The 14,219-nt window shown below is 66.1% G+C and carries 16 protein-coding genes; 5 read left to right on the top strand and 11 right to left on the bottom strand.

What is annotated here, in order from left to right; genetic code table 11:
• Window positions 1–20 precede the first annotated feature (20 nt).
• The gene (aglM, locus tag HSRCO_RS08920; protein ID WP_259517296.1) at window positions 21–1,313 is read left to right on the top strand and encodes a UDP-glucose 6-dehydrogenase AglM; all 1,293 of its coding nucleotides are present in this window, start codon (window positions 21–23) and stop codon (window positions 1,311–1,313) included.
• A gap of 3 nt (window positions 1,314–1,316) precedes the next feature.
• Here the strand turns inward: aglM and tpiA are convergent, their stop codons facing one another.
• Genes tpiA through hisC form a run of 5 tightly spaced genes read right to left on the bottom strand, consistent with a single transcriptional unit; the run spans window position 1,317 to window position 4,754 of the window.
• On the bottom strand, window positions 1,317–1,961 hold the full coding sequence (gene tpiA / locus HSRCO_RS08925) for a triose-phosphate isomerase (RefSeq protein ID WP_259517297.1): 645 nt from the start codon (window positions 1,959–1,961) through the stop codon (window positions 1,317–1,319).
• Between the two features lie 49 nt (window positions 1,962–2,010).
• On the bottom strand, window positions 2,011–2,538 hold the full coding sequence (locus HSRCO_RS08930) for a multiprotein bridging factor aMBF1 (protein WP_259517298.1): 528 nt from the start codon (window positions 2,536–2,538) through the stop codon (window positions 2,011–2,013).
• A gap of 40 nt (window positions 2,539–2,578) precedes the next feature.
• Window positions 2,579–3,181 carry a CDP-alcohol phosphatidyltransferase family protein gene (locus HSRCO_RS08935; protein WP_259517299.1) on the bottom strand — a complete coding sequence of 201 codons (603 nt, stop codon included), beginning with the start codon at window positions 3,179–3,181 and terminating at the stop codon, window positions 2,579–2,581.
• Complete coding sequence (locus HSRCO_RS08940) at window positions 3,178–3,684, bottom strand: adenylate kinase family protein (RefSeq protein ID WP_259517300.1); 507 nt, start codon at window positions 3,682–3,684, stop codon at window positions 3,178–3,180. Before HSRCO_RS08940 ends, HSRCO_RS08935 begins: the two co-directional genes overlap by 4 nt.
• Window positions 3,681–4,754 carry a histidinol-phosphate transaminase gene (hisC, locus tag HSRCO_RS08945; RefSeq protein WP_259517301.1) on the bottom strand — a complete coding sequence of 358 codons (1,074 nt, stop codon included), beginning with the start codon at window positions 4,752–4,754 and terminating at the stop codon, window positions 3,681–3,683. Before hisC ends, HSRCO_RS08940 begins: the two co-directional genes overlap by 4 nt.
• Window positions 4,755–4,854: 100 nt before the next feature.
• Here hisC and HSRCO_RS08950 point away from each other — a divergent pair, with 100 nt between their 5' ends.
• Complete coding sequence (locus tag HSRCO_RS08950) at window positions 4,855–5,271, top strand: hypothetical protein (RefSeq protein WP_259517302.1); 417 nt, start codon at window positions 4,855–4,857, stop codon at window positions 5,269–5,271.
• Window positions 5,272–5,287: 16 nt separating this feature from the next.
• On the opposite strand, the gene HSRCO_RS08955 is transcribed toward HSRCO_RS08950, so the two are convergent.
• Window positions 5,288–6,019, bottom strand: coding sequence for a fumarylacetoacetate hydrolase family protein (locus HSRCO_RS08955; protein ID WP_259517303.1), 732 nt, complete (start codon window positions 6,017–6,019; stop codon window positions 5,288–5,290).
• 116 nt (window positions 6,020–6,135) lie between these two features.
• Between HSRCO_RS08955 and HSRCO_RS08960 the strand changes: the two genes are divergently transcribed.
• From HSRCO_RS08960 to HSRCO_RS08970, 3 genes are all read left to right on the top strand, one after another.
• Window positions 6,136–6,867: a metal-dependent hydrolase gene (locus HSRCO_RS08960; RefSeq protein WP_259517304.1), complete on the top strand. Its 732-nt coding sequence runs from the start codon at window positions 6,136–6,138 to the stop codon at window positions 6,865–6,867.
• A gap of 96 nt (window positions 6,868–6,963) precedes the next feature.
• Complete coding sequence (locus HSRCO_RS08965; RefSeq protein ID WP_259517305.1) at window positions 6,964–7,866, top strand: DMT family transporter; 903 nt, start codon at window positions 6,964–6,966, stop codon at window positions 7,864–7,866.
• A 78-nt stretch (window positions 7,867–7,944) separates the two neighbouring features.
• Window positions 7,945–8,916: a C-terminal binding protein gene (locus HSRCO_RS08970; RefSeq protein WP_259517306.1), complete on the top strand. Its 972-nt coding sequence runs from the start codon at window positions 7,945–7,947 to the stop codon at window positions 8,914–8,916.
• 65 nt (window positions 8,917–8,981) lie between these two features.
• Here the strand turns inward: HSRCO_RS08970 and HSRCO_RS08975 are convergent, their stop codons facing one another.
• The 5 genes from HSRCO_RS08975 to HSRCO_RS08995 form a co-directional block, all read right to left on the bottom strand.
• Window positions 8,982–10,073, bottom strand: coding sequence for a pyridoxal phosphate-dependent aminotransferase (locus HSRCO_RS08975; protein WP_396266430.1), 1,092 nt, complete (start codon window positions 10,071–10,073; stop codon window positions 8,982–8,984).
• Window positions 10,074–10,218: 145 nt separating this feature from the next.
• Complete coding sequence (locus tag HSRCO_RS08980; protein ID WP_259517308.1) at window positions 10,219–11,226, bottom strand: agmatinase family protein; 1,008 nt, start codon at window positions 11,224–11,226, stop codon at window positions 10,219–10,221.
• A complete protein-coding gene (locus HSRCO_RS08985; protein WP_259517309.1) occupies window positions 11,223–11,444 on the bottom strand; it encodes a hypothetical protein in 222 nt (73 codons plus the stop codon). Before HSRCO_RS08985 ends, HSRCO_RS08980 begins: the two co-directional genes overlap by 4 nt.
• A 93-nt stretch (window positions 11,445–11,537) precedes the next feature.
• A complete protein-coding gene (locus HSRCO_RS08990) occupies window positions 11,538–12,362 on the bottom strand; it encodes a nitrilase family protein (protein WP_259517310.1) in 825 nt (274 codons plus the stop codon).
• Window positions 12,359–14,218, bottom strand: coding sequence for an ABC transporter permease subunit (locus tag HSRCO_RS08995; protein WP_259517311.1), 1,860 nt, complete (start codon window positions 14,216–14,218; stop codon window positions 12,359–12,361). Before HSRCO_RS08995 ends, HSRCO_RS08990 begins: the two co-directional genes overlap by 4 nt.
• Window position 14,219: the final 1 nt, after the last annotated feature.

Consider the following 14,219-nt stretch of genomic DNA (forward strand, 5'->3'; position numbering starts at 1 on the left):
GTCCCGCCCTTGTGCCACCAATGGACGTCAGTATCGTCGGGAGCGGCTACGTCGGATCGACCATCGCCGCCTGCTTCGCGGACCTGGGACACGACGTGATCAACGTCGATATCGACGAATCGATCGTCGGGGCCATCAACGACGGCGATGCTCCGATCCACGAACCAGGACTCGACGACCTGGTCGCCGAACACGCCGGGGCGGGCCTCCGGGCGACGACGGATTACGAGGCCATCCGGGAGACGGACGTCACCTTCCTCGCCCTTCCGACGCCCTCGCGGGACGACGGCAGCATCGACCGCTCTATCGTCGAGGCCGGTGCTGGGTCGGTGGCCGACGCACTCTCGACGAAAGAAGACCGGCACACGGTCGTCGTCAAGAGCACCGTGATCCCCGGGACGACCGAGGATCTGGTCGGTACGGCGCTTGCTGCGGTGGAGGGCAACGAACTCGGCGAGAACGTGGGGATCGGCATGAACCCCGAATTCCTCCGCGAGGGGAGTGCCGTCGACGACTTCCTCGACCCGGACAAGGTCGTCCTCGGATGGGAGACCGACTGGGTCGGCGAGGCGATGCACGACGTCTTCGCGCCACTCGTCGAGACGGCCGACCCCGCCGTCGTCGACACCGGCATCCGCGAGGCGGAGTTCATCAAGTACGCTAACAACGCCTTCCTCGCCTCGAAGGTCAGCCTCGTCAACGAACTCGGCAACGTGGCCAAGGAGTTCGAGGTGGATTCATACGAGGTGGCCGACGCCATCGGACTCGACCACCGCATCAGCGAGCACTTTCTCCGGAGCGGCGTTGGGTGGGGTGGATCGTGTTTCCCGAAAGACGTCGACGCCCTCCGCGCCGCCGCCCGCGACGTCGACTACGAGCCCGGGGTACTGGATGCGGTCGTCGAAGTGAACGACAAACAGCCCCGGCGACTGCTCGGCCTCCTGGAGGAACACGTCGACGTCGAGGGTAAACAGGTCGCCGTCCTCGGCCTCTCGTTCAAACCGCACACCGACGACATCCGGAATTCCCGAGCCATCCCCGTCATCCGCGGGCTCGAAGAGAGAGGGGCGGACGTCGTCGCCTACGATCCGGTCGCTACCGACGAGATGGAAGAGCGGTTCCCCGAGGTTCGCTACGTCGATTCCGCGGCCACCGCACTCGATGGCGCGGACGGGGTACTCGTCGTCACTGACTGGCCCGAGTTCGCGGACCTGGACGAGGAATTCGACGCGATGGCGACGCCGGTCGTCATCGACGGACGGCGGATAATCGAACGGCGCGACGGACTGGTTTACGAAGGGCTGACCTGGTAGCGTTCAGCGCTGGCTGACGAGGTCTTCGAGAGCAGCTTTCGGATCGTCCGCTTTCGCGACGCCACTGGCGAGGAGGACGCCATCTGCGCCCAGGTCCTGGGCCGCGACGAGGTCCTCCCCGGTGCTGATACCCGCGCCACAGTAGACGTCGATGGACGGGTCGACGGCTTCGGCTGCCGCGACGGCGTCCTCGACGATGTCGGGGTCGGCCTGGCTGACCGGCGTCCCCGTCCCGATGAGTTCGGGTGGTTCGACGGCGACCGCGTCGGGGCCGAGGGCGGCCGCTGCGGCGATCTGCTCGGGGTTGTTCGCGCAGACGACCGTCTCCAGGTCGGCCCGGTCGGCGGCCTCGAGGGCGGCGTCGATGTCGGCGAGTTTCAGGCGCCGCTCCGAATGATTGATCAGGGTGCCCACGGCACCGTTCGCGGCCACGGATTCGGCGAGTGTACTCCCGGTGTGGCTCCCGTAGTCGACGGGACTGACGTGCTGGGCCCAGGTCTCCGCGCCGGTGTCGACGACGCGAGCGACGTCGGCCGCCTGCGGTGCGACCGCGATGTCTACCCCGGACGACTCCGCGACGGCCGCGGCTGCTTCCGCGACGGCCACGGGGTCCGCGGGATACGCCTTGAGATTGACGAGAACGAACATACCCCAGACGGGTCGGCGCGCAGCGAAAAAGGTTGTTCTTTGGGTCGGTTCAATCCTTGCGCTTGACCATGTCGCCGAGGGTGAGTCCCTGGCCGTCGCCGCCGGACTCCCACTCCTCGTCGTCGCCGGTTGCAGATTCGGTGAGCGAGATACCCAGGTGCTTCTCGAGCTTGCGCTGGACGTCGTCGCTGGGGAGGATGTCCCCGTGTTCGAGTTTGCGGACGAGACTCGCCTTCTCGTTCAACTGGTCGGCCAGTTCCTCCTGGGTGAGTCCTTCGGCCTCGCGGGCGTTCCTGATTCGCTGGTCGTAATCCGCGGCGACCTCGTCCATCTCGTCGAACATGTCACGGCGGCGTCGGCCACCCGAGGAACCGCCGGAGCTACTGCCGCCACTCGATGACGAGGAACTGCCCGACGACGAACTCGTCGAATACTTGGTGGACGTACTGCTCGAGGTCTGCGTCTCGACCTCCGTGCCGAAGTCGGCACAGGAGTCACAGACCTGGAGTTCCGCCCCCTCGACCTTGACCGTCTTGGGACTCCCGGTCTCCGCGCCACACATCTCACACTGGACCATGGGAAGGAGTTACCGACGACAACCTATAAATGGTGCGCCGCTACGCCGCGAGGTCGCGCCAGGCACCCCAGAAGCGCTGCAGCGCGGTGAGATGGCCGACGACCGTGAAGAGCACGAGCAACCAGGCGACGAGGGACATGCCACCGACCCGCGGGACGATGGCCATCGCGAACCCGACCAGGCCAATGAGCGCCAGGCGGTCGGCCCGCCCGAGCAACCCGCCGTACTGGCGAGACAGCCCGACGGCTTCAACCTGGGTGCCGAGGTACGACGTAAGGAGGACGCCGGTAACCGCCAGGAACCCGAGGGCGTACTGCTCGATGCCCGCGGCCAGGCCGCCCACGACGATCACGTCCGCGTACCGGTCGAGGACGTGATCGAGGAGGTCGCCCGCCCGTGAATCGACGTCGAGTTCCCGGGCAAGAGCGCCATCCAGGAGGTCGAGCCACCCGTTGAGGAAGACGAAGAACGCGCCCAGCAGGTAGGCGAGCGGCGTCGCTACGTAGAACCCCGCGGCAGCGACGACGGCGAAGACGAACGCGATTACGCTCACGCCATCAGGAGAGAGTCCGAGACGAACGGCCCCCGCGACGAACGGTCGGAGCGCTCGCGTCGCCAGCGGCCGGAGTCTATCCAGGGTCATAGATATCCCGTGAAGTCGACGGTCCCGGCCGAGGGTCGCACGTCACCCTGGAGGATCCGTTCGATCTCTTCGGCGACCTCCTCCGGGGACCGGTCAGTGGTATCTACCTCGTAGACGTGGTCCTCGCCATGTCCCTGGACCGCTTCGGAGAGGATAACGTCGAGCGCCTCGCTCTCCGCGTTCTCCGCCGCTTTCGCCGCCGATGCACCCCGGCGCCGAAGGCGTCGTTCGAGTTCGCCCGGTTCACACCGCAGGACGACGACGTCCTCCACTTCCAGATAGTGCGAGAGGTGTGAGTCCACGATGATGTCGTCCAACCCCTCGAGTCTGGTCGCCACGGCGTCGAGGTCGGCGACGACGCTCTCCCGGTCTTCGTCGACCTCGGTGTAGAGCCCCTCCCGACGGATGAGTTCGTTCAGGTGGACGACGTCGAGGTCGGTCTCCACACGGTCGGTCGCCGTGGTCTTTCCCGTCCCCGGGGTGCCGGTGACCGCGAGTCTCACTCGGCCAGCACCTCGTTGAGTGCCGAGACGACCCGTTTGGTCTCCCGTTTCGTCCCACAGGTGATCCGGACGTGCTCGGGGAGGCCGAACGACGAGCAATCGCGCACGATGATGCCCCGCTGTTTGAGGGTCTCGGTAACGTCGCTCGCGTCACCCACCTCGGCCAGCACGAAGTTCCCGTGGCTCTCGTAGGTGGAGGCTTCGAGGCGCTCTCGCATATACTCACGGGACCAGCGGACGAGGTCCGTGGTCTTCTCGACGTGTTCGTCGTCCCCGAGGGCGGCCAGCCCTGCCGTGCAGGCGACGGCGCTGGCGGCGAACGGTGTATTCACCTTGGCGTACGCATCCGCCCACGCGCCTGGAACGATGGCGTAGCCCAGTCGGAGACCGGCGAGGCCGTACGCCTTCGAGAAGGTTCGGAGGACGGCCACGTCGTCGCGGTCATCGAGCAATTCGACCGCCGACGGGGCCTCGGTGAACTCGCCGTAGGCTTCGTCCACGACCACGAGCGTTTCCTCGTCCGTCCCCTCGGCGATGGTCGTCACGTCTTCGAGCGAGAAACGACTCCCCGTGGGGTTGTGGGGACTCGTGAGATAGACGATACGCTCGCCGTCGTAGGTCTCGAAGACGTTGGCCGGCGAGAGCGCGAAGCCGTCGGCCTCGGTGACCGGGTAGGTGTTGACCGTCCCGTGGTGGAATCGTGCACTCATCCCGTAGTACGCGAACCCAGGATCGGGAACGAGGACGGCGTCGCCGGGGTCGAGCATGGCCCGGCCCAGGTAATCGAGGGCGCCGTCACCACCGTTGGCCAGCCATATCTGTTCGTCTGCGACGTCCCACCGGTTCGCCAGCGCGGCGACCAGGTCCGCGTGGACCGCCTTCGGATAGTGATGGATCTCGTCGGCGATGTCCCGAATCGCCGCGACGCCAGCGGGACTCGGGCCGAGCGGATTCTCGTTCGACGCCAGCTTCACGAACTCCCCTGGATCCCGGCCGAGTTCGCGGGCGACCTCCTCGATACCGCGACCGGCGACGTACTCCTCGTGGGCAGCAAGGTCCCGCGGTTGCATGCCCGGAGGAACTCGGCGGTGGCCCTTAAACGTGCCCACCGCAAACGGCCCACCTCGCCGCCACCCCCGGCTTTAATGGTCGAGCGGGTAAGTCTCGACCATGGCACTTCTCGACTCCGTCGCCGTCGTCTCCCACGTCGTCTTCGGGGGGCTCTGGACCGGCGCCGTCGTGTTCACCGCCCTGCTCGCCGGGGGATTGGCGAGTGACACCGCGAGTGCACTCTCGGACCTCGTCGTCGACAGACTGCGACTCGTCTCGCGCTCGAGTGCGGTCATCACCCTGCTCAGCGGTGGCTACATGGCTACCGGCTACTCACACAGTTACTTCACGAGTTCGACGCGGGGCCTGTTGCTCTCCACGATGGTCGTACTCTGGCTCGTACTCATGGTCACCGTCGAGATCGGTGCATCGCGAGTGCTCGACGACCAGAAGAGTGGGCGCACGATCCTCGGCGTCGCCGGAATCGTCGCCCTCCTGCTGTTGCTCGACGTCGGACTCCTGGTGGCCGGCATCTAGAGACGGGAAACCGACGTTACGGAACACGAACGTCGTGTTCGAGGACGCCGATACCGTCGATCTCGACTGCGACGTGGTCGCCGTCCGACAGTGGGGCGACCCCCGAGGGCGTCCCCGTACTGATGACGTCCCCGGCTTCGAGGGTCATGTACGTCGTGATCTCCTCGATGAGGTCCGGGACGGAGAAGATGAACTGATCGATGGACGAGTGCTGGCGAACCTCGCCGTTGACGCGAAGTTCGATCGCAGCGTCGTCGGGGACGTCCTCGGGGTCGACGAGCACCGGACCCATCGGTGCGGCGCCGTCGAAAGACTTCCCACGGACCCAGTTGGTCTCCTTGTCCTGGTCGGTCCGGTTCGAAACGTCGTCCAGGATGGTGTAGCCCGCTACGTAGTCCATCCCCTCGTCGGCGTCGACGTTCCGCGCCTGCTCTCCGATGACGACGGCGAGTTCGGCTTCGTGGTCGACGCGGTCTTTGCCGGCCGGGAGGGTGACCGTCGCGCCGTGATGGGAGACGGTGTTCGGGGTCTTCAAGAAGAGCAGCGGCCGGTCCGGAACGTCCTTGTTCCGCTCGGCTGCGTGGTCGGCGTAATTGAGCCCGACACAGACGATCTTCGAGGGGTCCGTCGGTGCGATGACGTCGACTTCGGCCGGATCGTAGGTCTCGTCGGCGAATTCGATCGCATCGTCGGTCCATTCCCCGATTCTGACGGCCCCTGCTGGGTCTCGGAAGCGTACACGTCGCATGCCCTCCGCTTTCGACCCACCCACCCTAAGGATTTCCGTGTCCGCCGCGGTGTGGCGGTGGCGAACTGGTCGATTCATCATCATTTAAGTCGCCTTCCCCCGTACCCTAGGGTGGTATGGAGCTCACCTGGCACGGCCACTCGACGTGGTACGTAACGCTGGACGGCACCGACATCCTCATCGACCCCTTCTTCGACAACCCGAAGACGGACCTGTCGCCGGCGGACGTCGACACCCCGGACTTCGTCCTGCTGACCCACGGCCACGCCGACCACATCGCGCACGTCGGCGAGTTCGCCGAGGCGACCGTCGTCGCGACCCCCGAACTGGCCGGCTACGTCGCCGACGAATACGGCGTCGAAGACACCATCGGTATGAATCTCGGTGGGACCGTCGAGGTGGGTGACGCCTACGTGACGATGCATCGGGCGGACCACACCAACGGTTTCGAGACCGACTACCAGGTCTCGGGCGACATGCCGGCCGGAGTCGTCATCAGCGACACGAAGCCGACCCAGGTCACAGACGAGGAGAGCGAGACGTTCTACCACGCCGGCGACACCGGCCTCATGACCGAGATGCGCGACGTCATCGGACCGTTCCTCGAGCCGGACGCGGCCGCACTCCCCATCGGCGACCACTTCACGATGGGACCGTGGCAGGCGGCCGTCGCGACCGACTGGCTCGACGTCGACCACGTCTTCCCGATGCACTACGACACCTTCCCACCGATCGAACAGGACCCCGAGGACTTCCGTCGCGAGGTGAAGGCGACCGGGAGCGACGCCGAGGTGCACGTCCTCGAGGGCGACGAACCGTTCGATCTGAGCGAGACGATAACGGTCTGAATCGGGGCCTTCTCCTCTGCCCACCGTCGGCGGTTGGCCGGACGATTCGACTCGACATTTCGGTTCTTTGATTAACACCCTCGAAGAAGACCAGCCGTGGAACTCGTCTACATCGGGGGAATCGCCCTCTCGGGACTCACCGCCCTCCTCTGGGCCGTCCACAACGTCGCGATACGACTCGGAACGGTTCGCGGGAGCGTCACCGACGCGATAACCGTCGTCATGGTGACGAACCTGGCCGTCATCGGCCCCATCGCGGTACTTCTCCACTATCCGACGTTCGGGCTCTCCCCGCTCGCCGTGGCCGTCTTCGCGGCGGCCGGCCTCTCCGGGCTCATGCTCGGCCGGATCTGTCTGTTCAGGGGTATCAGGGCGGTCGGCGCCAGTCGAACGACGCCGGTGGTCTCGGCGTCTGCACTCGTCTCCGCCGTGCTGGCGGTCAGGTTCCTCGGCGAGACTCTGACCCCGAGACACGGCATCGGAATCGTGTTAATCGTGGCCGGCATCGCGACCATCTCCTGGTTGACCGCCGCCGACGCAGCCGAGAAACCGTCGCTCCGAGAGGCCTGGACCGCCATGCTGTTGCCGCTGGGAGCGGCGCTGTTCATCGGTATCGAACCGATATTCGTTCGGATCGGCCTCGATTCGGGCACCCCGGTCCTCGTCGGGCTGACGATCATGACGGCCGCGGCACTCCTCAGCCACACGGCCTACCATCGGCTCACTGGCGGGCGGCTCTATCGACCGGGCCGCCAGGCGGATCTCCGGTGGTACGTCGTCGCGGCGCTGGCCAGTACGTTCGGCCTCACCGCGTATTTTCTCGCACTCCAGCTGGCGCCGGTGGTGGTCGTCATCCCCATCATCCAGCTCTCACCGCTGGGAGTCATCGCCATCTCCGCGGCGTTCCTCCCCCGGGAACTCGAACGCGTGACGTGGAAACTGGCTGCGGCCGCGACCATCGTGGTCGTCGGGGCGATCCTCGTCTCCCTCTCCGGGTGAGCGCCGGCTCGGGGCATCTCCCCGAGGCCTCGAGCGAAGGACCACCATTTATACCGGCACGACGCCTCGCTGGCACGTATGCATACGCCTCGTGTCGTCGTCTTCGACGAGCGAATCGCGGATCTGTCGATCGAGCGGGCCGTCTTCGACGACGTTGGCGTCGATCTGACGTTGGCCGACGGCATCAGTCCCGAACGAGTTGCCACCGAGGCGAGCGACGCGTTCGGGATCATCGTCGACGCGAACGTCCCGGTTCCGGCGTCGGTGATCGAGCGCCTGGACGACCTCCGAATCGTCGCTCGCTCCGGGATCGGGTTCGACAACATCGACCTCGAGGCGGCGGCCGACCGGAATATCAGGGTGACCAACGTTCCGGACTACTGTCTCGAGGAGGTATCGACACACGCGCTCGCCCTCCTGTTGACCCTGGCGCGGAAGGTCCACGTCTACGACCGGGCGACCAGCGACGGTCGCTGGGAGTGGTCCGATGGCGTGCGCATCGACCGACTCAGTGACCTGACGCTCGGCCTGGTCGGTGTGGGGAACATCGGCCGGCGGATGGCGGCGAAAGCGTCCCCGATTTTCGGCGACCTCGTGGCCTACGACCCGTACGTCCCGCCGGAAGAGCTGCGGTCCCGTGGCGTGGATCCCGTCTCCTTCGAGACGCTGCTCGCCCGATCGGACGTCGTCAGCCTCCATCCACCGCTGACCGACGAAACCACGGGGATGATCGATGCGGCGGCGCTTGAGACGATGGGCGAGGGGGCGATCCTCGTCAACACGAGTCGTGGCGAGGTGATCGACCAGGACGCCCTCGAATCGGCCCTCGACGACGGGACCATCGCGGCGGCCGGCCTCGACGTCCTCGAGACCGAACCGCCGGTCGACGAGTCGCTCCTGTCACGCGACGACGTCGTCGCCACGCCCCATTCGGCCTGGTATTCGGAGGACTCCCTCGTCGAACTTCGACAGTCCGCGGCCGAAGAGGTGAAACGAACGATCCAGGGGCGCGAGCCGCGCAATCCCGTCTCCAAGAACGAGTGGCAGTGAGAGCCACCCTCATGGATGACGGCGGACCACACTTCTGCGACGGTGGGCGAGGGAGGCGCCCCGGGTCACCACCACCGATTCTCGCGCAGGCGGTCGATCGCCGCCTGGATCGTCGACTCGTCCCGAGAGAAGGTGAATCGGACCCAGTCCGCTTCTGCATCGGGATCCGTGTAGAAGCTGCTCCCCGGGACGACGGCGACCCCCGCCTCTCTGACGAGCCGGTAGCTGAATTCGACGTCCGTCTCGTCGGTCGGATAGCGCGCCATCATGTAGTACGCGCCGTCCGGTTCGAGCGGGTCGAGACCCACTGCCGAGAGTCCTTCGTACAGGAGGTCACGCCGTCGTTCGTACGATTCCGACAGCTCCGTGTAGTACGATTCATCGAGCGATAACGCCTCGACGCCCGCGCGCTGAAACGGGGTCGGGGCGCAGATGGTGGTGTAATCGTGGACCTTCCTGAGTTCTCTGGAGAGGTACTCGGGAGCCAGTGTGAAGCCAACCCGCCACCCGGTAACGCTGTACGTTTTCGACATCCCGGTACAGACGACGGTTCGATCGGCGAGGTCGCCGACCTCGACGGGGCTGCGATACGCGTCGTCGTAGACGATGTGCTCGTAGATCTCGTCGGTGATCACGACGAGGTCGTGTTCGAAGACGATCTCCTCGATGCGTTCGAGTTCCTCCCGGCTGAACACCTTTCCCGTTGGGTTCATCGGGGTGTTCAACACCAGGATCGTCGCGTCCTCGGCGACCTCGGCGAGACGGTCGACCGGGAGTTCGAGTGAGTCCGTAATGTCGATCGGGACCGGCGTCGCGCCCGCGAACCGGATCGCTGGAATGTAGTTCTCGTAGACCGGTTCGAAGACCACGACCTCGTCGCCGGGGCCCGCCAGGGCGAGCATCGAGGAGACGATCGCCTCGCTGGTGCCGGCCGTCACCGTCACCTCCGTCTCGGGGTCGTACTCGACGCCTTTCCAGTCCTGATACCGGTCGCTCAGTGCCTCGCGGAGGTCGGGTAACCCCCACGTGATCGTATACTGGCTCTCGGCGTCGATGGCGTCCTTCGCGGCCGTCATGATCGATTCCGGCGTCTCGCCCACGTCGGGAATCCCCTGCGAGAGGTTGATGGCGTCGTGGCTGTGGGCTTCGCGAGTCATCTCGCGGATGACCGACTCGGAGACCACGTCGAGGCGGTCCGTCCCTACGTCACGGGCCGGTTGCCTGTACTCGGTCACGAGTCGACACCTCCAGTGGCTCTCTGTCCCTGCAATGTTCGTCGATGGCAGTCGTGTCGAATGGCCGTCATCGGGCGAACCTCCGTTCGAGGAATTTCACGAGCAGGAACGCCGCGAGCCGTTCGGTCCCCTCCGTCGAGTCGTACCGGGGGGCGACCTCCATCATGTCGATGGCACCGACGGCGTCGTGTTCGCCCAGCACGCTCATCGCCTCGAGAGCCTGCTGAGAGGAGAGACCGGCGGGCGCGGGGGTTCCGGTACCGGGGGCAAATCCTGGATCCACCGAGTCGATGTCGAAGGTGACGTACACCGCATCGGTCCCTGCCGCGGCGGCCTCGATGGCATCGACGATGACCGCACCCATCCCCCGCCGTTCGACCTCGCTCATCGGGAACAGGTTGAGGCCGCTCTCGTCGGCGAACTCGAAGAAGTCCGGCGATTCGTAGCCGCGGATCCCGACCTGGCTGACCGAGTCGTAGTCCACGTTCGGCAGGTCGGCGATGCGGGCGGTGCTGGACCCGTGGAAGTCGGTGCCGAAGACCGGACTCTCGGCGACGGTGTCGGTGTGGGCGTCGATCTGGACGAGACCGATCCGGTCGAAGTCGGTCCCCTCGGCGAACCCCCGGAAGGCAGGGAAACTGCAGTAGTGGTCGCCGCCGAGCATGATGGGGAACGTCTGGGCGGCGACCGTCGCGGCGTGTGCCGTGATGCTCTCGCCCGTCTTCTCGTGGTCCATCGGGAACACCGGCACGTCGCCGACGTCGGCCACCGAGAACTGGCCGAAGTCGATCTGGTCGCCGTTGCGCATGTCGGTCAGTTCGCCCTTGTACTGGGAGAGGTACGCCCACCAGTGACTGGCCTTCCGTATCGCGCCAGGGCCGTATCGGGCACCGGGCCGATTCGACGCCGCGCCGTCGTAGGGGACGCCGAAAACTGCCGCGTCGACGTCGTCGACGTCGTCGATGGCCCGGGCCTCCCCCTTGAGGAACGTGTCGAGACCGGCGTACGCCAGTTCGACGTCGGAACCGGCCGTCGATTCACGGAACGCGGTCGCCCGGTCACGCGGGTCGCTCATTGAGTTACCCCCTCGCCCCGCCCCAGTGGCTCGGTCGGTGCCCACGATCGACCGGGCCGCTTTCGTCCGCTGGAACCTGGCCGGTCGTCAACTCGGTCGGTCGCGCTCCCTGCGATACTCCGGTCGATCGGGACGGACACGCCGAACCGTACGGCGACGGCCGCGTCCATCGAATAGGTGTTGCTCGTCATCATCTCCAGGTGGTGTTGGTGTGTCACCACAACTCGTGGTGCCCTGGCAATAAACATTCGCAAGGAGGAGTCAGGAAGGCACCGACCGACAGCCAGCACTCCAGCGGCGACGCCATCAGTCTAGTCCCGATCGTAGACGGCCGGCCGTCTGTCCTCGAGGACGTGATCGCGGTCGGTCAACGACTTCTCTCGAGCCAGGTGCAGGTCACAGTCGACGGCGACCGAGTGACTACCGCGGTCGGGAAGCGGTCCGGCGACCGGGAGCCCATCCTGGTCGACGACGACGCTCTGTCCCTCGAACCGGACGCCGCGCTCCGTTCCAGCACGGTCTGCACAGGCGACGAATACCCGGTTGGCGTTGGCGTTCGCGATCGCCTGATGGATCCCCATCGTCCAGCTTGCCGGGCGTTCGGGCGGTTCGGGAACCCAGTTCGTGGGAACGGCGACGATGTCGACGCCAGCGCGGGCCTGCGTCCCCGTGAGTTCCGGGAACCAGAGGTCGTTGCAGATCTGCACCCCGAGCCGCCCGAACGGCGTCTCGAAGACGGGCACGTCATCGCCCGGTTCGAACCACCGCTTCTCGTCGTGCCACAGGTGGATCTTTCGGTACACCCCCTCGACGCCGTCGGGCGAGACGACCAACGCGCTGTTGTACAGCCGCTCTCCGTCGACCTCGGGGAATCCCCCGACGATCCACGTCTCGGTCTCGGCCGCGACCGACGTCCACGCGTCCGCCGTGGGACCGTCGTTCCGTTCGGCGACGTCGACGACCGCCGAGCGCGATTCGAAGACGTACCCGGAGGTCGCCAGTTCCGGCAGCACGACGAGGTCGGCGTCCGCCTGGGCCCGGATCGCGTCGACCGTCTCGGCACGGTTCTCCGCGACCTGTCCGAATTCCGGGACCGTCTGGACGACTGCGACGCGGGTCCCGCCGTCGTCGGTCACTCCCAGATGCCTCCCGACAGGCGGTCGATGGCCGTCATCACGACGACGGTGAGCGCGATGAACACCGTGCTGGCTGCCGCGATGGTCGGCGGATAGGAGTACCGGAGTTGATTGAATATCTGGATCGGGATGGTGTCGACGAGGAACAGCGACAGGAGCCACGCGATGATGTACTCGTTCAACGAGAGGATGAACGCGAACAGGGCGCCAGAGATCACGTTCGTCCGCAACAGCGGGTACGTAATCGTCCTGATCGTGCGGACCGGTCCAGCCCCGAGGTTCATCGCCGCCTCCTCGAAGGTCCGATCGATCTCCCGGAGGCCCTGCGTGATGAGGATGAAGGGGAAGGGTGCGTAGAAGATCCCGTGGGCGACGACGATGCTCAGCCGACTCCCCGCGAGGCCGAACTGCAGGAAGAAGACGAGGAATGCCACCCCGATGATCACCGGCGGGATCAAAATAGGGAGGACGCCGACGGTCGCGAGGGCGCGTCCGAAGGGGTACTCGAACCGGTCGATGGCGAACGCCAGGATCCCGCCGATCGAGGTCGCGAGGAGGGCCGCCGCGACGGCGATGAACAGACTGTTCGCGAGCGCTCCCGTCCACGCCGGATTCGTGAAGAACTCCACGTACCACTGCGCCGAGACGCCACCCGGCGGGAAGGTCAGGAACTGCTCGGGCGTCACCGAGATGGCCACGATGATCGCCAGCGGAGCCGTGACGAACACCATCACGGCAGCGACGTAGGTGCGAAAGGCCGCTCCGAGGATCGCTTCCCGCCGGTTCGCGTCCACCGCGGCGATGGGTCGTCCCAGTGTTCGACCGAAGGCGGCGATTACCGCCGGGAGACCGGTCGCGGCGAATCCACGTCGGAGGAGCGCGCCGAGGCGTTCGAGCAAGCCGCCAGCGCTTCCCGCGTACCTACCCGTGCTCTCGCCATCGATGGCATCGGTCCCGCCGAGGTCGCCGGTCGTGACGTTGGTCACCCGGAGAAGGACCCAGAGGAACGCCAGGACGACGACGATGAGACCGAAACTCATCGCGGCCCCGAAGGGGTAGTTGCTCTCGCTCATGATCTGCTGTTCGATCAACACCGGGAGCGTGCGCTGGGCGGTCCCTCCCAGGAGACGGGGCATGACGTACGCCCCGAGGGCCAGGATGAACACGAGGGCGGTGCCGCTGGCGATGCCGTTCTTCGAGAGTGGCAGCGTCACTTTCCGGAACGTACGCACGGGGCCGGCGCCCAGGTTCTTCGAAGCCTCGAGGAGTTCGCCGTCGATGTTCCGCAGGCTGCTGTACAGCGTGAGGATCATGAAGGGAAGGAAGACGTAGACCATGCCGACGACGAGCGCCCAGTACCCCGGGAAGAACGACTGTGGTTCGGGGATGAGTCCGAGGGCGACGCCGACGGAGCTGGCGATCCCGCCCGACGCCAGAATGACCTGCCAGGCGTACGCCCGGATCACGTAGGTCACCCACAGCGAGGAGACGATGGTCACGAGGAGCACGCTGCGCAGGCGCGAGGAGTCGATGCGAGCGAGAAAGTACGCCAGCGGATAGCCCAGCAGCAAGGAGACGCCGGCGGTCACCAGCGAGAGTTCGATGGTGACCCACAGTTGCCCCATGTACAGCGAGCTACCGAGAAAGCGCCGGTAGTTCTCGAGGGTCAGCCCCATCTCGTACTGCCCGCCGGGGATATTGACCCAGAAGCTAAAGACCACCAGCAGGCCGAGCGGGACCATGAAGATGGCCACCAGCCAGGCCAGTGGATACGAGAGGACGTACCAGCGCGAGCGAGCGCGGCGGCCAGCGCGACCGGCGGGCGTCGCGTCGTCGGTGGAGGATTCCGTCGTCATC

The organism is Halanaeroarchaeum sp. HSR-CO, assembly GCF_024972755.1.
In the GTDB taxonomy this organism is placed as follows: Archaea; Halobacteriota; Halobacteria; order Halobacteriales; family Halobacteriaceae; genus Halanaeroarchaeum.